The 23,518-nt window shown below is 66.3% G+C and carries 21 protein-coding genes; 6 read left to right on the top strand and 15 right to left on the bottom strand.

The annotated features are described in order from the left end of the window. Nucleotides 1-175 precede the first annotated feature (175 nt). The 6 genes from N1031_RS06585 to N1031_RS06560 all read right to left on the bottom strand — a co-directional run bounded on the left by N1031_RS06585 (nucleotide 176) and on the right by N1031_RS06560 (nucleotide 5,600). Nucleotides 176-1,150 carry an AraC family transcriptional regulator gene (locus N1031_RS06585; protein WP_259478811.1) on the bottom strand — a complete coding sequence of 325 codons (975 nt, stop codon included), beginning with the start codon at nucleotides 1,148-1,150 and terminating at the stop codon, nucleotides 176-178. A gap of 234 nt (nucleotides 1,151-1,384) precedes the next feature. Further along, nucleotides 1,385-2,230 (bottom strand): TMEM175 family protein, encoded by an 846-nt coding sequence (locus N1031_RS06580; protein ID WP_259478810.1) that lies wholly within the window; start codon nucleotides 2,228-2,230, stop codon nucleotides 1,385-1,387. Next, the gene (locus tag N1031_RS06575) at nucleotides 2,112-2,441 is read right to left on the bottom strand and encodes a hypothetical protein (RefSeq protein ID WP_259478941.1); all 330 of its coding nucleotides are present in this window, start codon (nucleotides 2,439-2,441) and stop codon (nucleotides 2,112-2,114) included. The genes N1031_RS06580 and N1031_RS06575 overlap by 119 nt, the downstream gene beginning before the upstream one ends. Nucleotides 2,442-2,640: 199 nt before the next feature. Beyond that, a complete protein-coding gene (locus N1031_RS06570) occupies nucleotides 2,641-3,390 on the bottom strand; it encodes a CPBP family intramembrane glutamic endopeptidase (RefSeq protein ID WP_259478809.1) in 750 nt (249 codons plus the stop codon). A 313-nt stretch (nucleotides 3,391-3,703) separates the two neighbouring features. Further along, complete coding sequence (locus tag N1031_RS06565; protein ID WP_259478808.1) at nucleotides 3,704-4,699, bottom strand: helix-turn-helix transcriptional regulator; 996 nt, start codon at nucleotides 4,697-4,699, stop codon at nucleotides 3,704-3,706. Then, a complete protein-coding gene (locus tag N1031_RS06560; protein ID WP_259478806.1) occupies nucleotides 4,683-5,600 on the bottom strand; it encodes an alpha/beta fold hydrolase in 918 nt (305 codons plus the stop codon). Before N1031_RS06560 ends, N1031_RS06565 begins: the two co-directional genes overlap by 17 nt. A gap of 62 nt (nucleotides 5,601-5,662) precedes the next feature. Between N1031_RS06560 and N1031_RS06555 the strand changes: the two genes are divergently transcribed. Next, nucleotides 5,663-6,265 (top strand): winged helix-turn-helix transcriptional regulator, encoded by a 603-nt coding sequence (locus N1031_RS06555; RefSeq protein WP_259478805.1) that lies wholly within the window; start codon nucleotides 5,663-5,665, stop codon nucleotides 6,263-6,265. Nucleotide 6,266: 1 nt separating this feature from the next. On the opposite strand, the gene N1031_RS06550 is transcribed toward N1031_RS06555, so the two are convergent. The 8 genes from N1031_RS06550 to N1031_RS06515 all read right to left on the bottom strand — a co-directional run bounded on the left by N1031_RS06550 (nucleotide 6,267) and on the right by N1031_RS06515 (nucleotide 15,293). Further along, nucleotides 6,267-8,402: an MMPL family transporter gene (locus tag N1031_RS06550; RefSeq protein ID WP_259478804.1), complete on the bottom strand. Its 2,136-nt coding sequence runs from the start codon at nucleotides 8,400-8,402 to the stop codon at nucleotides 6,267-6,269. 3 nt (nucleotides 8,403-8,405) lie between these two features. Continuing rightward, a complete protein-coding gene (locus N1031_RS06545) occupies nucleotides 8,406-9,065 on the bottom strand; it encodes a hypothetical protein (protein ID WP_259478803.1) in 660 nt (219 codons plus the stop codon). Nucleotides 9,066-9,134: 69 nt separating this feature from the next. Next, nucleotides 9,135-10,487, bottom strand: coding sequence for a sensor histidine kinase (locus N1031_RS06540; RefSeq protein WP_259478802.1), 1,353 nt, complete (start codon nucleotides 10,485-10,487; stop codon nucleotides 9,135-9,137). Between the two features lie 23 nt (nucleotides 10,488-10,510). Beyond that, nucleotides 10,511-11,275 (bottom strand): response regulator transcription factor, encoded by a 765-nt coding sequence (locus N1031_RS06535; RefSeq protein ID WP_259478801.1) that lies wholly within the window; start codon nucleotides 11,273-11,275, stop codon nucleotides 10,511-10,513. A gap of 9 nt (nucleotides 11,276-11,284) precedes the next feature. Continuing rightward, entirely contained in the window at nucleotides 11,285-12,535 is a 1,251-nt protein-coding gene (locus N1031_RS06530; RefSeq protein ID WP_344444129.1) for an RNA polymerase sigma factor, read from the bottom strand. A gap of 20 nt (nucleotides 12,536-12,555) precedes the next feature. Then, entirely contained in the window at nucleotides 12,556-12,942 is a 387-nt protein-coding gene (locus tag N1031_RS06525) for a YciI family protein (protein ID WP_259478799.1), read from the bottom strand. A gap of 126 nt (nucleotides 12,943-13,068) precedes the next feature. After that, nucleotides 13,069-13,827, bottom strand: coding sequence for an alpha/beta hydrolase (locus N1031_RS06520; RefSeq protein WP_259478798.1), 759 nt, complete (start codon nucleotides 13,825-13,827; stop codon nucleotides 13,069-13,071). A 374-nt stretch (nucleotides 13,828-14,201) separates the two neighbouring features. Beyond that, entirely contained in the window at nucleotides 14,202-15,293 is a 1,092-nt protein-coding gene (locus tag N1031_RS06515) for a DNA cytosine methyltransferase (protein ID WP_259478797.1), read from the bottom strand. Nucleotides 15,294-15,519: 226 nt separating this feature from the next. Here N1031_RS06515 and N1031_RS06510 point away from each other — a divergent pair, with 226 nt between their 5' ends. Beyond that, nucleotides 15,520-16,368 carry a hypothetical protein gene (locus N1031_RS06510; RefSeq protein WP_259478796.1) on the top strand — a complete coding sequence of 283 codons (849 nt, stop codon included), beginning with the start codon at nucleotides 15,520-15,522 and terminating at the stop codon, nucleotides 16,366-16,368. A gap of 195 nt (nucleotides 16,369-16,563) precedes the next feature. On the opposite strand, the gene N1031_RS06505 is transcribed toward N1031_RS06510, so the two are convergent. After that, the gene (locus N1031_RS06505; protein ID WP_259478795.1) at nucleotides 16,564-17,430 is read right to left on the bottom strand and encodes a DUF8453 domain-containing protein; all 867 of its coding nucleotides are present in this window, start codon (nucleotides 17,428-17,430) and stop codon (nucleotides 16,564-16,566) included. 89 nt (nucleotides 17,431-17,519) lie between these two features. Here N1031_RS06505 and mobF point away from each other — a divergent pair, with 89 nt between their 5' ends. From mobF to N1031_RS06485, 4 genes are all read left to right on the top strand, one after another. Then, nucleotides 17,520-21,077, top strand: coding sequence for a MobF family relaxase (gene mobF / locus N1031_RS06500; RefSeq protein ID WP_259478794.1), 3,558 nt, complete (start codon nucleotides 17,520-17,522; stop codon nucleotides 21,075-21,077). A gap of 30 nt (nucleotides 21,078-21,107) precedes the next feature. Further along, nucleotides 21,108-21,719 (top strand): hypothetical protein, encoded by a 612-nt coding sequence (locus N1031_RS06495; RefSeq protein WP_259478793.1) that lies wholly within the window; start codon nucleotides 21,108-21,110, stop codon nucleotides 21,717-21,719. A gap of 190 nt (nucleotides 21,720-21,909) precedes the next feature. Continuing rightward, nucleotides 21,910-22,284, top strand: a complete 375-nt coding sequence (locus N1031_RS06490; RefSeq protein WP_259478792.1) for a sulfate permease — start codon at nucleotides 21,910-21,912, stop codon at nucleotides 22,282-22,284. Between the two features lie 130 nt (nucleotides 22,285-22,414). Further along, a complete protein-coding gene (locus N1031_RS06485; RefSeq protein WP_259478791.1) occupies nucleotides 22,415-23,260 on the top strand; it encodes a DUF4062 domain-containing protein in 846 nt (281 codons plus the stop codon). Nucleotides 23,261-23,518: the final 258 nt, after the last annotated feature.

Below are 23,518 nucleotides of genomic sequence, written 5' to 3'. Positions count from 1 at the left end.
TGCCGGTGACCGCTGCGACCATGAGGTGCGCCGGGAGGATCAGGAATCGGAGCAGGCGGAGCGAAATGAGGCTGCCGTCAGGATCCCCGATGAACCCGACGCGAGATATCTGGCCTACCCCGAGGTGAGGCGTTCGGTCGAGGAAAACGCCAAATTGTGAGTGGCGAAGTGAGATCTATGAGTCAGACTGCGCGTCGAACGAAGGAGCCAGACCCGGAGATCCCTCGACGCTCTGCGAGTTGATCTCCGACGGTAAGGATTCGCTTTGCGGGTGCGGGTGCAGTCGGAAGTGCGAGGGACTTGTGCCAAATCTGCGGCGGAACCACCGGGTCGCGACGCGCGCATCATCCCATCCGACTGCCTCCGCAGCCGCCGACACACTGAGTTCAGTTTCTTCGATCAGCCGGGTAAACTCAGTGAGCCGAACCTCAGTCAGGAAGCGCATGGGGGCAACGCCGACCTGCTCGTTGAACTGCCTCGTCAAGTGGGCCTTCGACATCGCGATCTCACCGGAGAGCCGCGGTATCGACCATGGCTCAGTCATGGTCGAACGCAGGAGAGTGATCGCCTTCCGGACGGGCGGGGAGTAGAGGGGGCGGGCAAGAGCCCCACGTATTGGGAACTCAGCCCGGGTGCCTACTGATTCATGTATCCGGTGATCGAGAAGCGTCGGCAGGCTCACTTCGACTGTCTGTGTGAACAGGCTGATGAGACGGGCTGCCGCCAGCCCGGTGGGGTGTTGTTGGCAAGCGACGCTCATCTGGCGCCAAACCCGCTCGTTCCGACGGAGTATGGCCTGGCCGAGCTGAAGGACGACGGCAGACCCGTCCCAGGTGTCTACCCGGACACTCGTGTCGACGTCGGCGATGTCGGACAGTATCCAGCGCATGTGTGCGCGAAAGAAGCTGTCATCGACGTACACGGTCCACAGGCGGGCCGATGGGAGCGGCCGAATCGAACACCAGTGCCCCACGCCGAGCAGCAACGCGCTGCCTGCCCAAAGTTCACGAGAGCCGGAGGCGGTCTCTAGCTCGATCCGTCCCTCCATGACATGCACGAGCTTTGCGTGTGCAAAGACGGCCCTGCGCACAGGCTCCGTGCGGACACTTTCGACCGCGGTCAGCAGGACACGACGGCGGGTGCCGATCACCTTCGCGGACCATGCTGCGGTACGGGTACGCAGCGGAGAAGTCGCACCTCTTGCGATGCTCCGACCGCGGCACCCGAAGCGTCGCGCCGTGCGCGACGGAAGAAGCGGCGTCCTTTCCGACCGAAAGCCCCTGTGACCCGACGGGTGCTCGAACGGGCACTCAACCGTAGTCGCTGCACCCATGTCACCGATCGTGTTTCCAACGAAGTCGGTGAACTGCATTGCGACTGCGTATCACGATATCTTCCCTCTGCTCTGTCGGGACCGAGGCCTTTCTCGTGTGCGGTGTGGTCGGTTCTCCATCATGAAGAATCCGATGAGGATGATGTAGGTCGCGATGCTGAGCCACGCGTTGATCAGGCCGAGAGCGGTAGCGACTCCATAGAGGAGCGGGCCGAGTGCGAACCGTCGGGTGATCGCCCCGATTTCGACGGGCGTGGTGTCTTCTTTGAGGTGTCCGCCGCGTCGCGCGCTCCACCAGACGGCGTTGAAGAAGATCCCGCCGATGACCATGACGAGGCCGTAGAACACTGCAGCAACGGTGGTGCCTTCACCTGTTCGCAGAGCTTGTGCGAGTACAGCGGTGGGGAAGGGCAGGAAGGCGACGTTCAGGAGCAGCGCGAGGTTGCAGATCATGGTCCAGTGGTCGAGGCTTTTCAGGCGTTGGAACATGGCGTGATGGTTGAGCCAGACTTGCCCGATGAGCGCGAAGCTGAGGACGTAGCCGACGTAGTTTGGCCAGAGATCGAGGAGTTGACCTAGGAGGTTGGTCCCTCCTTCTGGCACTTCGATTTCGATGACGAGCAGGGTGATGGCGATGGCGAACACCGCATCGCTGAACAGTTCAGTCCGGGTAGGCAGGATCGTTGATGTCTCGGCGAAGTCGTCGTTCGCGTCGGGCGCTGCTGTCTTGATTCGTTGCTCCTGGCTGTTGTTGAGCGGTCTGTCGGTTGAGCTGGGTCTATGCGTAGGTGAGACCGGCCTGCGTGATGCCGTCTTCGGTGACGGCGAAGCGGTACCAGGCGCGAAAGCCGCTCGCTGACCCAGGTGGGGTGAAGCGGACCAAGAGATCGGCACCATGAGCGGTGGGGTGTTCTTCCAGGACGTCAAGGCGACCGCCGACCACTTCGGTTTCTGCCCAGCGGCGGATCGCGCCATGGCCCTCGATGTGCCGACCAACGTCCACGATCACCCCAGTCGGGATGAACGATCCGACGATGCCGTCAAGATCGTGGCCGTTCACGGCGGTGACGTATGTGCCGACCGCTGAGGGGAGCGAGAGCTGAGCCACTAGATTCCTCCTGTTCGTCGCGCACCGGCGAAAAGCCCGCCGACGCGAGGATGGGTGGGGCGACGCACACGGCTGTAGTGACTGGCAACCAACTCGTGCGCCCTCGCTGGCCGAGAGGAGAGGGTCGTACCGTGTGTCATCCGCACTGCGGCGGGCATGGCTGAATCATGAGTGAGCGAACGACGCTCGCGTTGAACGCTCAAGACGCTTCAGCTGCTCGCGGTTGGTTCCGCCTGCGCCACAGGAGCCAGGCGCAGAGCACGCCCTGGATCATGACGATGGCGCTGATCGTTGAGGCGATGATCCCGGCGGACTGGTCAGCGGCGGTCAGCAGGTCGAACCCGGCATGCCAGAGCAGCACCGGGATGATGCTCCAGCGTGCGCCGACGGTCATCCAGGCGAGCAGGTACGAGCCGCAGACCAGCGCTAGCATCCATCCGATGATTCCGGCGCCCATCGCCATGTAGGTCGGGTTGAAGAAGAACGCGGGGACATGCCAGGCGATCCACACCCCGGCCACAATGAGCGCAGACCAGAACATCGGCATCCGCTGGGACAGGGCGGGCAGAAGCCAGCCTCGCCATCCCGCCTCCTCCCCGAGACCGAAGGTGAGCACCCAGACGAACGCGACAGCCGGCCATGCCAGGCCGGGGAGTTTGTCGGTGAGGCCGAACGCGGCGGAGTCCGGCCACGAACCCGTCACGATGAGCGTGGTCACCCAGGCGATGGCGAAGTACGCCACCGGCATACCGATGCCGGCGAGCCACCACTTCCATGAGAGGTGTACCGAGAAGGTGCGCCTCACCCACGCCCCCAATCCGCGCGGCCCGCTTTCCCAGAGGGTCGCGGTGATCGCACCGCACGCAGGCCCGGCGGAGGCGAGGAAGAACGTCCACGGCATTGCGTCGAGCCCGGTCGTTTGTGCTTCGACGAGGATCGGCAACCACATCGCCCAAGTCGCTCCGAATGCGACGACCAGGAACACCGCGAGCCCGCCGGGCCGTCGAACTGTCGACGGAGTCCCATTGGTCAAGTGGGATTGTTCGTGCATGTGCGGACTCCAGCTCCATCCTTGGTCGGGGAGTCCGTAGATGGCAGTCCACCTGTTCGCGCGAGCCAACCGCTAGCGCGCCGGTCATCCCCTCGGGAGGAACCGGAGCCGCCAGTGCCGCACCGCCCGCGTCCGCGTCTGCGGATGACGTCGCGTCAGCGAGTCGACTCGTGTGAGCGAAGCACATCTTCGCCCTGCAAGACTCCGAGCCTCACGAGGCGATCCAAGCATCCTTCTCGACCAGCGAGTCACGGATGCCGCGGTCGATGTCCAGATGGCCGTCGGATCTGTCTCGTTCCCGTTCAGTTCGCATCCCGGCGAGGGTTCGTGCGCGGTACTGCTTTGGTGTGACGCCGAGGGTTCTTCGGAATGCCTCGGTGGCGTGGCTTCGGCTCGTCCATCCGACGCGGCGGCCCGCTTCTGCGATGCCACATTCGTCGTGTGTCAACAGGCCGGCCATGCGTCGAACTCGCAGCATGGTCAGATAGGCCAAGGGCGTCGTGCCGTAGGCGTCGATGAAGACTCGTGCGAGCTGCTTCTCTGAGAGGTGGACGTGCTGCGCGAGGAGCGCGAGCGTCCAGGCACTCTCGGGGTGCTCGTCGAGGAGCCCTCGTGTGGCCACCGCTTCCGCACGCAGCGCCCGGAACCGGTCTCGCGCCGGCACATCCCCGCTGTCGCGAACCGCCGGGGGCGGGCTGGTCTTCACGAAGGGAATGATGACGTCCAGCACGGCGAACAGCAGTGCTTGGATGCGGTAAAAGCGCTCCGTCCTTGCGCCAGATGTCGTGAGTGTCGTCAGCTCGTCGAGCCAGGGAGCGAGTCGATCGAGCCGCGCTAAGCCGACTCGGATGATCTGCGCGGGGTCGGTGTAGACGGTGTCAGCGTAGTGCTGGGCGAAGTCTCGGTCGCCAACGGCTGCGACGTTCTGCCAGTAGATCTGGTCGATGATGTATTCGGTATCGAGGTGGAGGATCGTCAGCGTCACCTCACCAGCCGGTTCGACTCCATAGAGGGTGTTCCCGCCTAGGAGGGCGATGTCGCCGGGCGTCACCTGACGCTTTCCGAACTCGCTGAGCAACTCTGCGATGCCTGCCCGAACAACGATGACGGTGACGCAGTCGTGTGCGGTCGGCGCGACCGCGTCTCGCCAACTCTCCGTGCGAGCGATGATGGGCGGCGAGATGTCGCTCTCACTCGTTACGGTCATGACGTAACGATAGGCCTGGCTCGAGGCGTTCAAGCCAGGAGGCGATGGCGGCCCCGACTTCGCCAGGTGCATCTGACTGCACGAAGTGACCGGCGCCCTCGATGACCTGAACGGTGGCCTCCGGCACCTCAGCGCGCCAGCGCAGCAATTCGGGCTCGCGGAAGGCCATGTCGCTGTCACCCCACACGATCAGCACCGGAAGATCACGGAGAACCCCGAGGCCTTCAGCCAGTTCTGCGAGAGGGCTTGTTGCGTCGATGATCTCGCGGGGCAGCACCGCGCTGAGTTCGCGTCGTGCGGGTGTCGCGAGCGGGGCTCGGTAGTGCCGCATCTCTGCTCGGCTCAGCCGCCGGCGCCGGTGCCCCATCGGGACCATCGCGTTTACGAACAGGTTCGCATGCCGAATGAGGAAGCTGCCGACGCGCCCGCCCATGAGCCCGGCGAATCGGGCGAAGTGGGGGTTGTCGGCGACAGGCCATGCCCATGAGTTGCAGATCACGACAGCACGGAACCTCTCGGGTTGGCGTTCGACGAGGCGTAGTCCGATCGGTCCGCCCCAATCCTGGACGACGAGGACAATGTCGCGGAGATCGAGCGCCTCGACGAATCGTTGGATCACGTCGGCGTGCTCCAGGTACGTGCCTGAGTAGCCGACAGCCGCAGTCGAGAGACCGAAGCCGGGAAGATCCGGCGCGACACAGCGTGAGTGCGGCGCGAGCGCGGCGATCACCTTGCGGTAGACGAACGACCAGGTCGGGTTCCCGTGCAGGAACAGCAGGGTTTGGCCAGCGCCGGTGTCGACGAAGTGGATGCGGTGGCCGTCGAGATCCAGATAGTGGTCGTCGAACGGGTACTGCTCACGGTCCAGCCAGAGCGGGTCGTGCGGATGAACGTCGGTCATCGGAACCTCCTTGCGAACTATGGTTTATAATATAAACCATAAGTGAATGAAAGGGGACATCGATGAGCGGTTACAGGCAGTTCTGCGGGCTCGCGGTTGCTCTGGATGTTGTCGGCGACCGCTGGAACCTGCTCATCATCCGTGAACTGCTGATCGCCCCGCGCCGGTTCTCGCAGTTGCGGGCCGCGCTTCCCGGCGCGGCCAGCAATCTCCTCACCGAACGCCTGCGCACGCTGGAGGATCGCGGTCTGCTCGCCAGATCGCATGATCCGAGTCGCAAGGCAGTCGAGTATTCGCTGACCCCGACGGGAGCGGGGTTGCGCGAGCCGGTGCACGCGCTCGTGCGCTGGGGAGCACAGTTCATGGCTGCTGGCCCAAGCCAGGGAGATCTTGTGCGGGGGGAGTGGATCCAGCTGGCGGCTGAAGCGCTCCTGCCGAACGCGACCGTTGACGCTGTAGAGCCCAAGCTGGACCAGGAGGGGCGTGTTGCGTTGACCATCCGCGCCGATGACGTCGACGCAGCTGTCGTTCAGATCACGGGCGCACCTGCGGCGGTTCTCGGCACGCTCGCCGCAGCGATCCCGATCGAGCGTGTCCATGCGTTCGGCGTCGACATCGAAGACCGCGACGGGGCGCTTCGCTCGCTCCTTCCGGCGGCGAAGTAGCTCAGTCAAGAGCTGGCATGCCGGTCCGACGCCGGCGACGTCCCGCAGGCCACCACCATGCAGCTTTGCCCAGCAGTGTCATGATCGCAGGCACGAGCAGCAGCCGGATCACGGTGGCATCGATGAAGACGGCGACGGCGAGTCCGACTCCGAATACTTTGATGACGGGGTTGGGGCTGAACGTGAAGCTGAGGAAGACGGCGATCATGATGATGGCTGCGGCCGAGATGACGCCCCCGGTCTCGGCGAGGCCCCGAGTGACTGCGTCCTTCGGGGTCGCGCCCCGTGCCCACGACTGGCGCACGGCGGACAGGAGGAAGACCTCGTAGTCCATCGAGAGTCCGAATAGCACGGCAAAGAGCATCATCGGAACGTATGGGTCGAGGGGCATTGGCCCATCGAGGCCGAACAGCTCTACACCGTGCCCTTCCTGGAACACCCAGACGAGGACGCCGAACGCGGCGGTGATCGAGAGCGCGTTGCACAGGGCGGCCTTCAGCGGCAGCAGGATCGAGCGGAAGGTAAAGGCGACGAGGATCATGGAGGCGACGATGACGATGCCGATGAGCCATGGCAGACGCTCGGCGATGCGGTCGCTCAGGTCGATGCGCGTCGCGACCGCGCCGCCGACGTGCGCGTCGATGTTGCTCGACGGGATGGTGTCAGTGCGCATCGTGTGCACGAGGTCGGCGGTCGCGGGGTCGCTGGGGCCGCTCTCGGGGATCACCTGCATGGTGATGATGCCGTCGTTGGAGACTGCGGGGGAGACGGCGGCGACGTCGTCGAGGTTCGCCAAGTCGTCGTTCAGATGTGTCCAGGTCGAGGCGTCGTCGCCTTCTCCCACGAGGATCAGGGGCGCGTTCTGTCCGGGGCCCCAATGGTCGGCGATCAGGTCGAAGGAGGCCCTCTGGTTCGAGCCTGGCAGTGCGTTTCCGGCGCTGGATTGTCCCAGCTGGAGGGCGAGCGCCGGCAGCGAGACGGCGGTCAGGATGATCAATGAGACGACTCCGGCGATCACCGGGTGGCGCGTCAGTCGTGGGGCGATTCTCTCCCAGGGGCCGCGGCGTTGTGCGGGTTGGGCGGTCGCGGTGTCGGTCGATGCCAGTGGGGTGCGCCGTTCGCGTCGGGGCAGGGCGCGGCGCCCGATGATGGCGAGCACCGCGGGAGTCAGTGTGAGAGTGGATGCCACCGCGAAGACGACGACGATGGCGGTGGCGAATCCGAGCCACGCGACGAACTCGACCCCGGAGATCGCGAGTCCGGTGGCACACACCGCGACCGTCAGTCCGGCGACCATCGCAGCCTCTCCAGCCGTGTGGCCAGTGTCGGCGACGGCGTCCACGACCTCCGCGCCGTCACGGAGCGCCTGGCGGAACCGGGAGAGCAGGAAGAGTGCGTAGTCGATCCCGACTCCAAGTCCGACCATGATCGCGAGGGTCACCGCGCTCTCCGGGATCGAGAACCCGTGGCTGAGCAGCCACACTGAGCCGACCCCGCCCGCGACGGCGATGATGCCCGTTGCGATCGGGACCATAGCGGCTAGTGCGGAGCCGAGCGCGATGAGCAGGACGATCAAGGCAGCCACGACTCCGACGATCTCGCTGTTGATCGTGCCCGCGCGGTCGAGTTGGGTGCCCAGTGGTGCACCGATGGCGACGTCGAGCCCGGCGTCCCTGGCGGGGTCGAGGGCCTCGTCGATCTCACGTTGCCAAGACTTGCCCTCCTCTTTCGGATCGCCGGTGACGGTGATGGTCAGGGCGTCACCGTCGGGGGCGATCGCTCCGGAGCGAGCGGAAGCTCCCGGATCGTCGAGCGGGTTGGTGACAGTCTCTCCCGTTGCTGCGGTCAACGCATCGACGACATCGGAGATGACGGAGGTTTCCGTGGTGATGTCATTGCCCGCGATCACGATTCGACTCGATGGCGTGGTCTCCTCGCTCTCCGTGTCGGTTCGGGCACTGAGCAACGCTGCGGCGGACTGGCTGTCGCTCCCTGCGACCTCGACGTCGTCCTGGAGGTTCGGGCCGATCACGAACGCGGTGCCAAAGACACCGCCGACCAGCACGACCCAGACTGCGAGCGTGAGCCAGCGTCGACGGGCGCAGGCGCGGGCGATGGTGGAGACGATGCGTTTCATCGGTCAGCCTTCCGGGGTTTCCAGGCATGAGCGCAGGCTCGCGAGCCCGCCTCCTTCTGTGGTGCCTGTGCGGTTCAGGGGGGTGAGTGCCGTGACGAGGGCCGCGCCGTCGGTGAAGCTCACCGAGGTGATGTCGAGTCGCTCGTCACTGGGCAGCGGGATGCCGTCGAGCAGGCGCGTGGCGAGTCGTGATCCAGTGCCGTCCTTTCCGGCGAGGATCTTCAGCGCCCGTTCTGCGGGAAGAGAAATGCCCCCCGCGCTCACCGAATCCGCGATGAGCGACCAGCTATCGCCGTCCTTCCTCGGGACGAGGAACACCTCCACGGGCAAGGTCATGCCGCGCACCGTCCGTTCCGTCGCGACGATCAGACCACCGTCCGCGGTGCGGACGGTGAGTTCTTGGTCCGTTCGACAGTTCGCGTAGGCGCTGAGGGCTTCGTCTGAGACGGTCAGCTGGACGTCGATTCGTCCGCTGGCAAGCTGCATCAGCGCGGGGCCACCGGAGAGCGTGCTCGTCACTCCCGGCAGGGCGTCCCCGACGTCAGCGATTCGATTCTCGATCTGGTTGCGAGCGATCAGCTCGCCACCGACCGCGATCGCCACGACGGCTGCGAGCGCGATCGTGCCCGCAATGATCCACGTTCGCCTGCGTCGAGTAGCCATGGAGCCACTTCAGCGTCTCGTCCTGCCGAAAACTGGACATCGAGCTGACGAAATCCTGACGATGCGGGTTCAGTCCGCAGCTCCCGGCAGTCGCACGGTCACCCTGGTACCCTCGCCCGGCTCGGATTCGAGCTCCACCGTCCCGCTGTGGGACCGGACGATCGCCTGGACGATGGACAGGCCGAGTCCTGTACCCGTCCGGCGATCCCTGGTCACGAATCTCTCGAAGGCTCGATCGCGAATCGCGGGCGGCATGCCCTGGCCGTTGTCGGAAACGGTCAGCTCGACCTGCCCTGCTATCTCCGTGACACCGATGGCCACGGTCACTTTCGGTCCGCCGTGGATGAGCGCGTTGCCGACGAGATTGCGCACTACCTGCGTCAACGCCGCGGAGTCGCCGAGGAGCATCACCACTGAGCGGGTGACCAGTTCGACCGTCGCTTCCGACTCGATGAGGGCGGCGTCCCCGACGGCTTCGTGGCAGATCGCCGCGAGATCGAAACGCTCACGCACCGGCGCCCCGCTCTCGGCGCGAGCGAGTTGGGCGAGCTTGTCGACGAGCAGACGCATTCGCTCGGACTCGTCGACGACGCTCTGGAAGGCGCGATCGGTCGTCGCAGCGTCGGTCGGGTGTTGGAAGTGCAGCTCGGCCCAGCCCTGGATCTTCGTGAGCGGTGTACGCAGTTCGTGGGACGCGTCCGCGACGAAGTCCCGCAACTGACGCTCGGTCGCATCTCGTCGCCGATCCAGCCGAACGATCGCGCCCGCTATCGCGCCGGTCTCCGCGAACTCCGCAGCCGGGGACTCGGCCAGACCATCGAGATCGGCGCGCTCGACCCGACTGGCGAGATCGGTCAACGAATGCGTCGTCCTCGAGACCACGGCCGTCACGACGAAAGCGACCGCTGTCAGGACGACAGCGAGCAGTACCAGCGCTGCGAGCGCCAGAGCGGTCACCAATCGGTCCGCTCCTTCGACACCGATGCCGACGAGAGCCCGGTCGACGGGCGTGGGAGAGCCATCGAACACCACGTTCCCGGCCAGGGGGACTTCAGCGAACAGGATCGTTTGCGATCCCGCATCCGAACGGACTGTCCCGCCGTCCTCCAACCCTCCTGCGATCGACTCCAGCTCGGCGACGGTCACCGGCAGGTCAGAGGTCGCCACGACCACTCGGTCGTCTTCGGTCAGCAAGGCCACAACCGTGGACGCGGCGTCGACGCTGGAGAAGTGCCCGCTGTCGATGACGCGTATACCGTCGCTGTCGGCGCCCCAGGTGGTGACCGACTGCGCAGCGATCTGCACCTGCCGTTCTGCGTTGCGGTCGGTCACGATCCGCAAGCCCCACACACTCGCGACACCCACCAGGACCACGGCCACAGCTACGACCAGCAGCAGCCGGTGGCGCAGCGCCCGCACCATGGACCTGGGGGTCGTTGGCACGCTCACGTGCTCTCCGATCGGAGACAGTACCCGAATCCTCGAACCGTCTGGATCAGCGGCTCACGACCGGCATCCACCTTCTTCCTCAAGAGGGAGACAGCCTTCTCCACGACCTCTCCTCCGCCGAAGTCGTACCCCCACACCCGTTCGAGGAGCTGCCCGCGCGAGAGCACTCGCTCCGCATTCTCGACGAGAAACTCCAGCAGTCGAAACTCCGTGGGCGTCAGGGATAACGCAGTGCCGTTACGCCACACACGACGGCCGGCGACATCCATCTCGATATCGGCGTAGCTCAGGAGATCAGCATCGATCGTCGAGAGGAGTGCTCTGCGGTGCACCGCTTCGATGCGCGCAATCACTTCCGAGACATGGAACGGTTTCGTCAAGAAGTCGTCGGCGCCCGCGCGTAGACCGTCCACGCGTCCTTTGACGTCGTCCACGGCGCTGAGCATCACGATCGCTGCCGAGGGAAGTGCCGAACGTAGCGCAGCGACGATCTGCACGGCGTCGGTCTCGGGCAGGAAGCGGTCGAGCAGGACCGCATCGAACTCCTTCGAACGAGCGATGCTCAACGCATCCGCGGCGGTGCCGACACTCGTCGTCTCGTAGACGGGGAGTGCGAGCACTGACTCAAGGAGGAGGCAGATCCCGTCGTCGTCATCGACGATCAGCACCCGGCTCGGCCGTGTCGCCCCTCGACGCTCCTCCATACTCGACAAGAGTATGCCGCTCAACTCTGACCGTGTCCGTGTCGTGTGCTCGGCCACGACGACGGCCTAGACATGCTTACCGGCCGTGTACGTGACTCGACGGTCAAGGTGTCGCCGCTCTGCGGGGTTCTTCGCCAGGGATCGGGCGGTGGCGAACGCGGCGTGGGCGGCGACGCGATCTCCCAACCGCAGGTGCAACTCGCCGCGCGCGGCGTGCCAGAGGTAGTAGTCGCCGAGGCCCTCGATCGCCTCGACTTCGGCGATGACCGAGGACGCGCCGTCCACTTCGGCCACCGCGATCGCGCGGTTGAGCGTGACCACCGGCCCGGGGCTGACACGTTCGAGGATCCTGTAGAGCACGACGATCGAGCGCCAGTCGGTCTCGGCGGACGATGGAGCAGACGTATGGATGGCGGCGATGAGCGCCTGAAGGCGATAGGAACCGAGCCCTTCGCACCCGACCGCCTCCTGGAGCGCGGCCCGGCCCGCGGAGATGCCTTCGGCATCCCACAGACGTCGGTCCTGATCGGCGAGGGTCACCAGGTCGCCCGCGGCATCGACTCGGGCGGCGAGGCGAGCGTGCTGGAATCGCTGCAACGCGAGCAGGCCGAGAATCTCGCCATCCTGGGGCAGGAGCCGGCTCGCGAGTGCGGTGAGGCGGATCGCCTCCTCGGAGAGGTCGACGCGACACAGCCCGTCCGCGACCATGCTCTGCGAGAGGTAGCCCTCATTGAAGACGAGATACAGCGCCGAGAGCAGCGCATCTACGCGCACGCGCAGATCCGCGGGCACCGAGAGCGGGATACGAGCGGCGCGAATCTTCCGCTTCGCGCGCACGATCCGTTGAGCGAGTGTCGCCTCCGGCAGGAGGAACGCGGCGGCGATCTCGGCTGTCGAGAGCCCGCCGACCAAGCGGAGTGTCAGGGCCACCTGGGTGTCCTGGTCGAGCGAGGGATGGCAGCACAGCAGCATGAGTCGAAGCTGCTCGTCCCCGATGAGCCGATCCTCGCGGATCAGTTCCGGTTCTGGGTCGGATTCCAGGTCCGGGCCGGCCACCTGATCCTGGCCGAGGTGGACAGTGGCGGCGCGAAGCCGTCGCTCTGCCGCCTCCCGGCGGCGAAGGGCGTCGACGATCTTGTTCCGAGCGACCGTGTGCAGCCATCCGGCGGGGTTGTCGGGAACGCCCTGCTCCGCCCAGGTGCTCACCGCCTGCAGCAGCGCATCCTGGACGGCATCATCTGCGAGGTCGACGGCACCGAAGCGCGCCGCGAGGAGAGCGAGCACACGCCCGCCCTCCTCGCGAGAAAGCCGCGTGATCGCGGCCGCGACCTGCTCATTCAGTCGGTCACCGGGGTCGGTGTGCCGTCGGGGCCGGGCGCGACCACGATCGGACGCACCTCGACCGAGCCGAACGGCATCGGCATGCGCTTCGCCCACTCCAGAGCATCATCGAGGTTCGCGGCGCGGATGCGGTAATACCCTGCGAGCTGCTCCTTCGCCTCGGTGAAGGGGCCGTCGGTCACGGCGGCGGGCGTACCGACTGCGAGCCGCACCGTGGTGGCGGCAAGGCTGGGCGCGAGCTGGCTCGCATCGACGAGCACGCCGGCAGCGTGCAAGGCATGGTTGTAGGCCGCCCACCCTTCGACCATCTCAGCGAAGCCGGGCTGGCCGGGGTGCGGGGTGGGGATCGTCTCGTCGACGATGATCGTGAGCAGATACTGCATAGTGTGATTCCTCTTCTTGTCGGGAGTCTTGTCAGCGGATGTGAGCGGCGCCCTGTCGGTGCCTCTCACTGGGATGACGCAGTCGCCTCTCCGGATCGACACCGTTCGACAAGAATGTTTCGGATTTCATCTGACCGCCTCCAGCGAAGCCAGGACTGCACCGCGCACATCGGTGTTCGCATCCAACAGGTCGGTGCCGTGAGCAGACCCGGGAACGATCACCAGCTCGGCATCCGCGTTCTGATCGTTCATAAGCTGGGCCTGCTCGGCGAAGTCGTCGTCGTCCTCGGCCGCAATGAGCGTCACGGGAACCCCGATCCGGCCGATGTTGCCGAGGGCATCGGCCGGGCCGTAGCTTGCGGGAGACGAGATCGCGACCACCTCGGACGGCTCCGGTGCGAGATCGGGCGCTGCGCTCAGCGCGAACGCGCCACCCATGGATGCCCCGACGAGCGCGAAGCTCGTGACCCCGTTGCCGGTGAGCCAGTCGACGGATGCCTGGAGCAGGGGGAGCGGCTCATGGTTCAGCTCCGGAATGAACACCCTCCAGCCTTGAGCTGCCAGCTCGCGTCCGAACGCGGCCCAGGCGCACGGCCCCTGCTCGGCTTGGTGGCCGAGAATCACCGCGCGATCACCTTCCCCGAACGTCAGCGCTTCCGCGGGCACTCCGGGGGAGTCGAGCACGAGCGTGATGTCGCCTGCCTCGACGCAACCCGAGACGGCGCTGGGATCAGTGTCGAGGACGAAGTCCGGCACTGTGCCACTGCCGGAGACTTCGGGGTTGCTCGACGGAACGCTGCGTTCATCTGATCCCGCCGAGCATGCCGCCAACCCAAAGGCCACCATGAGGCACAAGACCACGAAGCCACGACGGAACAAGATCACGCGACTATCCCAAGCTGGCGAGGGGAGGCAAAGGCACTGCGTCGTGAAACACATGCCCGCGAGAAGCCAGGCAAGCGTGCGGCTTGAAGGCGCGTCGCGGCCGCTCGCGATCGGCAGCAACGATCCAAATGCACCGCTCGTGCGAATTCGAAGCTCCGATAGTTCCGGAGCCGTTCACATTCCCGAGTCGGCTCCGCGCCGGTTGCGTTCGCGACCCGATCGCGCGAAAGGCCCCGGGGCCATGTGAGCGGAGTGCGTACCATCCTTTCACTACACAGGGTTGACGATTGGTTGGGAGGAGAAGAGCAGCTTCGCGTCCAGATGGCGGCCCGACATGTCCATATCCCAGTCTGCGTTGGGTAGCAGCATGAGCTTCACGCATCACTCAACCTCAGCGCGCGAACGCCGGCGACGGCGTGTGCTGGGAGCACGCCGTTGCCGAGAGCGGTGAGTTGTTGCGCGTGCGTAAGTCCGAGGCTCGGGCTCGTGACCCATCCGGGTTCCAACCCCATGAGCCATTCCACGAAGGCCGGCGCTGGCTGGGGGCTGTTCCCCTCGTTCACGATTGCCGGCGCGGGGGCGAGTCGTCCGGTTGTGCGCTCCCATTGGGCGATAGCAGGAGCGTGGCGTCCCCAGCGTTGAAGAAGTTCGCGATCAGCGAGAAGGTCTCCTCGGGCGTATGCCGCCTCCTCTGCTCCGTCACGAGGTCGATGATCTGGTGACTCAAGGCGATTGTCCCGCGCCGCGCTTTGACTTGATCCAAGCTCTCCCCACCGCGCGCGGCGTCCGAGGCGAGGGGGGTTCGGAAGAGTGCGGTTGGCGAGGATCAAGATGCGGAATCGGGGATGTGGTGCGCCGACGGCGGAAGCCGGAAGGCCGATCCATTGCGCGTCGTACCGGAGGTCGGCCAGATCTCCGAGTACGGCGCCAAGTGCCCGTAGAGGTCGGGCTGGCTGGTCTCCCAGATCCCACGGGTCGGGTTCCACGCCGCGAAGGGTTGCATCGCCGGGGGTTGCGGGTTCGGGGTTGCGTCGCTCATCTTCGTCTCCTTCGGGTGCCGGGCGGATCGCGGGTGCGGAGAGCAATCCGCGGACGTTTTCGATGACCACCCATTGGGGTTGCATCTTCTCGATTGCCGTCGCCATGTGTGCCCAGAGGCCGGAGCGGGTGCCGGGGGCGAGGCCGGCCATCTTCCCAACGGTCGAGACGTCCTGGCAGGGGAATCCGCCGCAGAGCACATCGACGGGCTCGACGGTGTTCCAGTCGATGGTGGTGATGTCTCCGAGGTTGGGGGCGTCGGGCCAGTGGTGCGAGAAGACGCGGGCGACGGGCTCGTTGATCTCGGAGAACCAGATCGTGCGGGCGTCGAAGACTTCCTCGACTGCGAGGTCGAGTCCGCCATACCCGGAGAACAGCGAGCCAACCCGTAGGCGGTGGTCGCTTTTATGGTCGTTGGTTTTCGGCATGAGGACTCCGGCGGATCAGTGACTCCCGGTCGCCGTCGCGCTGACTGCTGACCGGGCTGGCCACCTGTCAGGTGCTCGCGCCGCCTCCTGCACACGGCCTCGTGCGGACCGCTTTGGCTGTCGTCCACGACCTCGCCCCAGAGCCACCACGCCTCTTGCAGATCGAGGTAAAGGTCGTGCGGGTGCGTGGCGAGGGCCGGCCTGCGAACGGGGATAAGGTGCGGCTATGACGAAGCGGCGAGCCACACGCCAGCCTCAAGCGGCCGGGGACAACGGGTGGTTGAGGCGGCTGGACCGTATCTCGGAAGTGGTCGATGCCTGGCGCAAGCGTGCGGAGAATCCGACGTCGCCCGAGCCTGGAAGTTCGCTCGCAGCCGACTCAATCGAGGGATTGAGTGTCGAGAACCCCGTCTGGTACTCGATGTGCATCTCGTCCGAGCACCTCGACTTCGCGATCGACGCCATGCGGGCAACAAGCACGATGTACCCGACCGCCTATATGACCGTTGCGCGGACCGCTTTCGTCGCGGCAGTGAACGCGGTGTGGGTTCTCGCGCCCCCTGCGCGCCAAGAACGCCGCGAGCGCGCGCTCAGGCTCCGGGCCGACGATCTTCGTGTTCAGGTGACATCTTTCCGGGACATGCTGGTCCCGGAGGGTAAGCCAGAGGAGGCTCGCACCGGCCTCCTGGAGCAATTGCAGGAGCGGCAAGCTAGCTTGCAGAAGGTTGCAGCTGCCCTCGGCGTGCAAGAGGACGTGAAGAAGATGCGGTTCCATCAGACCGGAGCGATCGACTGGGTGGCGCAGCAGATGCACGGCGTCGATGACGACCTATTGATCGGTGCAACGCAAGCGATTTGGCGATCAGGCAGCGCAGCTGCTCATGCGCAGTATCACTTTGGAGTCATGCGACTTGACCGTAACGAGGTCGTGCGCGAAGAGCCGGGCGGCTCGATCGTGCGTCTACGCGGTGACCTCGACAACGATGTCGGCCCTGCGATCGCAGCGGCAACCATGACTCTGAGCGAAGCATTCCGGCTGTATGACCTTCGGAGTGTGTCGCACATTCGTAGCTGAATGTCATTGTCATCCGGCCGCGGAAGGGGCAGGAGTGCGTTTCGTTTCGGCCTATGAGACTTGCGGCTTGGTGCGCCAGCAGGTCTGCGGGGTTGCAGCCGCAATCGAAGGTCATGTCGGTGCAAGCGGGAACGCGGGACATCTGCAACCCGAGCAGGCCGCTGGTGGATTCGCGCGCATTGGCCTATTCCGGGGTCAACGCCGTCTTCGCAACCACGTAGGCGCTCGCCGAGTGCGGACTACTGACGGTCGTGATCCGAGGTTGCGCTGACGAGATTCCGGTGCAGAACCATCGTCAAGTGTAAGTTTCTGCGGCACAACGCGCTTGATGGCTTCGAGCTTGCTTCCGACGACTTCAATGTCCTTGCCGATCCGCACGAGTGGGTCGACCGGCAGTTCGATGCGCTTCTCGACATCCAGGTCAAGGATGAACGTTTCGCGGAACGGCTCGGAGGATGCCGTCCCCATGTACTCGGCTTCGACTTCCCAACGACGAGGGACTCCTGACTCGTCGGCGAATAATTCCGGGACTCGCCCGAGAAACCAGATGTATGTGTTGCCCGGATTGAGTGTCCGAAAGCGCACCTTTCCGTCGAAGGCCTCATTGACTTCCGCGAAGTGCGCCCGCATCATGCCGGGTTTGAAGAACGTCGCCAGCGATGTGAACGGTGGGCTCACACTCAGACGTACCTCATGCGCCGGGCTCACCCCGATGTTTCGTACCGCGATGTGAAGGGTGCCCTCTACTGGTGCACCGCGGTTCTTTTGGACGAATCGCGTGGGCTCCAGCGAAACCTGAACCCTGGGCCTAACTGCTTCGATGTTGACCCGGCGAGCCAACTCGTTCGACGCGATTAGCGCCTTGTTCGACTGGTCTACCTGACGAATCTGGTACCACGCGAACCCGAGTGCAATGAGAGCGGATGCCCCGAAGAAAGCCGACCATTCTTCGGCGGTCGGCATGCCGGAGAACCGCCACCACGAGCCCCAGATCGCGACGCTGGCCGAGAACAGTCCGAAGGCGACGGCCACGACAGCGAGAACTGTCGGGACGATGCGCACGGCCGGAGTTTTCACATTCCGATCGTATTGGCGACGCTCTGTCGTCCACGGCGACACCAGCGAGAGCCACCCCGAGGACACCTAGGAACATGACCGTATCAATGCGCGTGATGTCGGCCGGTGATGGCTACAAGTACCTGCTGCGCACGGTCGCGGCCGGTGATGGCGATAGGTCTCTCTCGACCCCGTTGACGAGGTACTACGCCGCCGAGGGCACCCCGCCGGGCCGGTGGCTCGGGGCAGGTGTCGCCGGGCTTGGCGGCGGGCAGCTCGCGGTGGGCGATCAGGTCTCCGAGGCCCAGCTCCAGCTCCTCGTCGGTATGGGCCGTGACCCGATCATCGGGGTACCGCTCGGCCGCGCCTACCCGGAGTACCTCACGGTGGCGGAGCGGATCGAGGCTCGTAGCGCCGCGCTCGATCCGGGTCTCGGGCCTGCCTCGCGTGCGGAGGCGGTCGCCTTGATCGAGGTGGAGGAGAACGAGCGGGGGTCGCGGCGGGCGGTCGCTGGGTTCGATTTCACGTTCTCGATCCCGAAGTCCGCGAGCGTGCTGTGGGCGGTTGCGGACGCGGGCACGCAGGCGCTCATCGCGGACGCCCATCATGCGGCGGTTGCGGAGGTGGTTGCGTTCATGGAGCGGGAGGTTGCAGCCACGCGCACGGGCGCAACCGGCCGCGACGGCGCGGTCGCACAGGTCGACGTCCGCGGCCTGATCGCTACCGCGTTCGACCACTACGACTCCCGGGCGGGCGACCCGCACCTGCACACGCACGTCGTCATCAGCAACAAGGTGCAGACCGTCCTCGACGGCAAGTGGCGGTCGCTGGACGGGCGGCCGATGCACGCCGCGGTCGTCGCCCTCTCCGAACTGCACGAGGCCGTGTTCGCCGACCACCTGACCCGCACGTTCGGCGTCGAGTGGGAGGCCCGCGACATGGGCCGTGACCGCAACCCCGCGTGGGCGATCGCCGCCGTGCCGGAGGGGCTGGTCAAGGAGTTCTCGACCCGCGCCCGCCACATCGACGCCGAGACCGATCGCCTCATCGACAGCTACGTCTCCGAGCATGGGCGGCGGCCGTCGCCGGCGACGATCATGAAGCTCCGCGCCCAGGCGACACTCTCCACCCGCTCGGAGAAGGAGGTCCACTCGCTCGCCGACCTGACCGCCTCCTGGCGGCACCGCGCCGGGCAGGTGCTCGGCGCGGACGCGACCGGGTGGGCGCGGAGCGTGACGGCGAACGAGGAGCCGCTGCTGCTGCGAGCGGACGACGTGCCGCTGGACGTGATCGCCTCCCTCGGGCAGGACGTCGTGACAACAGTCGGTGAGAAGCGCTCCACCTGGCACCGCTGGAACCTCACCGCCGAGGCCGCAAGGCAGACGATGGGCTACAGGTTCGCCACCGTCGAAGACCGCGAGGCGATCGTCGGGCTCGTGGTCGACGCGGCCGAAGCCGCCTCCCTGCGCCTGACCCCGCCCGAGCTCGCCTCCAGCCCAGCCGCGTTCCGCCGCCCGGACGGCACCTCGGTGTTCCGCCCGAAGCACTCGGCACTGCTCTCCTCCGAGATGCTGCTGGCAGCCGAAGACCGCCTCCTCGAGCGCGCCCGCACCACGACCGCCCCAACCGTCCCGCTCGCCACGGTCGAGCGGATCACGAGCAGGCCCGATCGCAAAGGCCGGATGCTCGGTCCCGACCAGGCCGGCGCGCTGACCAAGATCGCGCTCTCCGGCCGGTTGGTCGACGTGCTCGTGGGGCCGGCCGGGGCAGGCAAGACCACCGCCATGTCAGCGCTGCGGCGGGCGTGGGAGCACGAGCACGGCGCCGGGTCCGCCGTCGGGCTCGCCCCATCCGCGGTCGCGGCGCAGGTCCTCGCCGACGACCTCGGCATCCAGACCGAAAACACGGCGAAATGGCTGGACACCCACGAGCGCACCGGAGCCACGTTCCGTGAAGGGCAGCTCGTCATCGTCGACGAGGCGTCCCTGGCAGGCACGCTCTCCCTCGACCGCATCACCGCACTTGCGGCCGAGGCCGGGGCGAAGGTGCTGCTCGTCGGGGATCACGCCCAGCTCCAATCAGTCACCGCCGGCGGCGCGTTCGCACTCCTCGTCAACGACCGCGACGACGCGCCCAAGCTGGTGACCCTGCACCGCTTCACCCAGGCCTGGGAGAGGACCGCCTCCCTCGGTCTGCGGCACGGCCGCACCGAGGCCATCGACACCTACGCCGAGCACGACCGCATCCGCGGCGGCGAGACCGAGGAGATGATCGACGCCGCCTACACCGCCTGGCGCGTCGACACCCTCGCCGGACGCGCGAGCATCCTGGTCACCGACTCCAACGAATCCGTCCTCGCCCTGAACCAGCGGGCGCGGGCCGACCTGATCCTCGACGGCACGGTGAACGCCCGCCGCGAGGTCGAGCTGCACGACGGCACGAGAGCCGCGGCAGGCGATACCGTCATCACCCGCCACAACGACCGCCGCCTGCGCGCCGGCCGTGCTTGGGTCCGCAACGGCGACAGGTGGACGGTCACCGAGGTCCGCGACGACGGCTCCCTCACCATCCGCCGCGCAGGCCGCAAGCGAGGCACCTCGGTAGTGCTCCCGGCCGAGTACGCGGCCGAGCACGTCGACCTCGGCTACGCGGTGACGTCCTACCGGGCCCAGGGCGTCACGGTCGACTCCTCGCACGTCCTGGCCGACGCCTCGATGACCAGGGAGACGTTCTACGTCGCCATGACCCGCGGCAGCGAGCAGAACATCGCCTACGTCGCCATCGACAAGCCCGACCCCGCCCACGACCGCCCCCACCCCGGCGACAACACCGAGGCCACCGCCAGGTCGGTGCTGTTCGGGGTTCTGCAGCACGTCGGCGCCGAGCTCTCCGCCCACGAGACGATCACCGCCGAGCAGGACGCCTGGGGCTCGATCGCCCAGCTCGCCGCCGAATACGAGACGCTGGCCGCGGCAGCCCAGCACGACCGCTGGACGGCGCTCATCCGAGCCTCCGGCCTCACCGACGACGAAGCAGACGACGCACTCGCCTCACCCGCGCTCGGAGCACTCACCGCCGAGCTGCGCCGGGCTGAGGCCAACCAGCACGACGTCGAGACCCTGCTGCCGCGCCTCATCAAGGCACGCGGGTTCGGGGATGCCGACGACATCGCCGCCGTCCTGCACTACCGCGTCGCCCGCGCCACCACGAGACCCGCAGGGGCCGGCCGCACCCGCAAGGCCCCGCGGCTCATCGCCGGCCTCATCCCCGAAGCCACCGGCACCATGCCGCCCGAGATGCGGCAGGCGCTCACCGAACGCCGCGACCTCATCGAAGCCCGCGCCACCACCCTGTTCGATACCGCACTCAACGACCGTCAGCCGTGGACGACCGCGCTCGGGGCAGAGCCCAAGGACGCGAAGCGGGCGGCAGCCTGGCGGCGGCTCGCTGTCGTCGTCGCGGCCTACCGGGACCGCTACGGCATCACCGAACCCGGCCCGCTCGGCACGCCGCCCGACGACGAGGCACAGAAGATCGACGCCGCCCGAGCCCGCGTCGCACTCGACCGGGCCCGGAGCCTGGCTCGTAGCGAAGATGACCGGCACGAGCCATCCCGTCCTTCGGCTCCTTCCCGGGCCATCCCGCCACTGTGAGTGTCGGAGGTCGCGCATAGCCTTGGCTGTGTGGCCGATCCTGACAGCAGCAGCACCTTTCCGCGTTTCATCTACATTCCCTGGTCGGACACCGAGCCGCACGCGATCCGCGCAGACCAGGCGGTGAGGCTGGCCCGTGCCCTCGCGGCGCAGACCAAGCGCCCGATCATCGGCATCGCGAGCACCAAGGACCAGCTGCCGGACGACTGGAGAAAGCTCCCGTACCGAACTCGCAAGTCCTCAGCCAACGCCGTTCCTGCTCCTGCGGTCGAAGTCCACTTCTGGCCGTCGATCGACGACCTCGCCTCCATGAGCCCGAAACGCGCCTTGCACGCGTTCGTCCTTGAATGGGGCTCGGACGACCTCAGCGGGTGGGCCCGGCATAACCACGCCGTCCACTTCGACACCAAGGAAGAACTCGCCTCCGCGCTCTCGGACGACGCGATCACGCTCTACGAACGGATTGACTGGAACGGCAACAACGGCTGGCATGACGACTACGGCAAGCGCGACGCGCTCCGCGACCTCCGCAGACTCCGCGAGATCGGCGAGCTCGACCCGAACGACCTCGCCGGATACATGATCGGACGCCACAGCAACACCGCCATTCGCAAGCTCCTCGAACTCGCCAAGAAGGCCTGAGCGCCGCGATCTTGGCCTGCGCGCACCGAATCCCGGGAGAGTGCGGCCCTTACGGATGTCGCTGGCGCGGCGTACCCTGAACCCGAGGCAGCGTTCCTCATCGCGCAGGTCCTTCGGGACAGTCCCTTCGGGGCCACTCATCATGATCTGCCTCCTCGACGGAGAGACACGTCTGATGAGAGGCCTGACCATGCTTCGACTGCTCTGGGCAGTGAGCGTCCGCACCCGCTACTTCGTGCGGCGCTACATGCCCACCAACATCCTGCTCGACCTGATCCGCACCCGTCGCGGACTCAAGTGGGGCATCCCCGCGATGCTCCTCGCCGCGCCGTACCTGCTCGCGGCGAGCATCTGCGTCAACCTGATCACAGACGGCGGTCCGGGCTGGCTCAACCTGCTCGTGCCGCTGTTGGTCTGGAATACCCTGAAGTTCCTACTTATCGGTCCGGTGAGCGTCGTCATGTTGATGCGCGCCCGTATCCAAGAGACGGTCGCGCGCCGGCGCGTGCGCCTCGCAGCGGAAGCGGATCAGATCGCCGGCGGAGCCAGGGTCAGCACGAACTGACAGAAGCGCCTGTCTGCACGACACCTGCCGTGGTGAGTTTTCGCGCGCGGGCATGGTCAGTTCACGGGTCGAGCTCGCGGTGCGTCGGACCTGTCGACAAGGCTGCGCCGCCGCTTCGTATGCTCGGGGTATGACATCTGCCGCCACGGTGCTCTTCATGATGATCGCGTCCCCGGGTGACGTGAACGACGGCCGTCAGGCCGCGTTGCACGCGATCTCGAGCTGGAACGAGTCGAACACTCGAACCCGCGGCGTCGTAGTGGTGCCGCTGCGCTGGGAGTCGGTCGTGCCGCAGGCGGGGGACCACCCGCAAGCGATCATCAACGCCGCCTTGCTCGAAAACGCGGACGCCCTCGTTGGCATCTTCGGCAGCAGGATTGGCACGGCCACGCCGACAGCCATCTCCGGAACGGTCGAGGAGATTGACCACGCCATCGCAGACGGCAAGCGCGTGCACCTTTGGTTCTCGACGGCGCCCCATCCCAACGACGTCGATGTCGAGCAGCTTGCGGCGCTGCGCAAGTTCAGGGACGACCTGGCCCAGAGGAGCCTCTACGGCACCTACGCGAACGCCGATGAGCTGATCGCCAAGGTCTGGGCGGCCATCGAAGGCGACATCGCCGCGCTCGGACTCGGTACTCCTGAGCCGGTACCGACCCGCAGCGGAGTGAAGCTGGTCGTGCAGAGCGGCAGCGATAACATCTCCGAGCAGGACAGCCGCGGTCGTCTGAGGAACCGCGTGCGTCGGTTCATTGACGTGAGAAACGAAGGCGACGTCGATGCTGACGAGCTCACCGCACGAGCCGGGGATCGGCCTGCGAACATCCTGTACGAAGGCGATCGGCCCCGTACCGTGCATGCTGGCCAACTCCAGCGTTTTCGCTACGATCTCTCATTCGCTGACGGCATCCCGACGAGCGTCGAAGTGAAATGGGCAGAAGACGGCGAGCTGCACGAGCGAGTATTCGACATCTGACGCGAACGGACCAGCGATCCGCGATTCGCCTGCCCGGATCTACACGTCGGTCCAGCCGTCCGCACCTGTAAGCCGACGAGCGCTCCGCGATCTCAGGACGAGCAATCTCCGCCTATGCGGAATCACGGAGCCGACGATGCGCGCAGAGCTCCTCTGCGCGCAGTCGGTTCATGGCCGCTTCGATGACGGAACACCGTCGCGCTATGACGAGGAAGAAAGGCCCGCAATCTTCCACCGGCTCCTACTGATCAGATCGAG

This window comes from Herbiconiux moechotypicola (genome assembly GCF_024979255.1).
In the GTDB taxonomy this organism is placed as follows: domain Bacteria; phylum Actinomycetota; class Actinomycetes; order Actinomycetales; family Microbacteriaceae; genus Herbiconiux; species Herbiconiux moechotypicola.
Note: the sequence above shows the minus strand (reverse complement) of the source record. Positions and strands in the feature narration are given on the sequence as shown.

Bases quoted from the DNA above. Each gene is read 5' to 3' on its own strand.
- N1031_RS06580 (WP_259478810.1), bottom strand. From the start codon at position 2,230: ATGGTGCCGATCTCTTGGTCCGCTTCACCCCACCTGGGTCAGCGAGCG.
- N1031_RS06570 (WP_259478809.1), bottom strand. From the start codon at position 3,390: ATGTGGTTGCCGATCCTCGTCGAAGCACAAACGACCGGGCTCGACGCA.
- N1031_RS06565 (WP_259478808.1), bottom strand. From the start codon at position 4,699: ATGACCGTAACGAGTGAGAGCGACATCTCGCCGCCCATCATCGCTCGC.
- N1031_RS06560 (WP_259478806.1), bottom strand. From the start codon at position 5,600: ATGACCGACGTTCATCCGCACGACCCGCTCTGGCTGGACCGTGAGCAG.
- N1031_RS06555 (WP_259478805.1), top strand. From the start codon at position 5,663: ATGAGCGGTTACAGGCAGTTCTGCGGGCTCGCGGTTGCTCTGGATGTT.
- N1031_RS06550 (WP_259478804.1), bottom strand. From the start codon at position 8,402: ATGAAACGCATCGTCTCCACCATCGCCCGCGCCTGCGCCCGTCGACGC.
- N1031_RS06545 (WP_259478803.1), bottom strand. From the start codon at position 9,065: ATGGCTACTCGACGCAGGCGAACGTGGATCATTGCGGGCACGATCGCG.
- N1031_RS06540 (WP_259478802.1), bottom strand. From the start codon at position 10,487: ATGGTGCGGGCGCTGCGCCACCGGCTGCTGCTGGTCGTAGCTGTGGCC.
- N1031_RS06525 (WP_259478799.1), bottom strand. From the start codon at position 12,942: ATGCAGTATCTGCTCACGATCATCGTCGACGAGACGATCCCCACCCCG.
- N1031_RS06515 (WP_259478797.1), bottom strand. From the start codon at position 15,293: ATGCCGAAAACCAACGACCATAAAAGCGACCACCGCCTACGGGTTGGC.
- N1031_RS06510 (WP_259478796.1), top strand. From the start codon at position 15,520: ATGACGAAGCGGCGAGCCACACGCCAGCCTCAAGCGGCCGGGGACAAC.
- mobF (WP_259478794.1), top strand. From the start codon at position 17,520: ATGACCGTATCAATGCGCGTGATGTCGGCCGGTGATGGCTACAAGTAC.
- N1031_RS06490 (WP_259478792.1), top strand. From the start codon at position 21,910: ATGCTTCGACTGCTCTGGGCAGTGAGCGTCCGCACCCGCTACTTCGTG.
- N1031_RS06485 (WP_259478791.1), top strand. From the start codon at position 22,415: ATGACATCTGCCGCCACGGTGCTCTTCATGATGATCGCGTCCCCGGGT.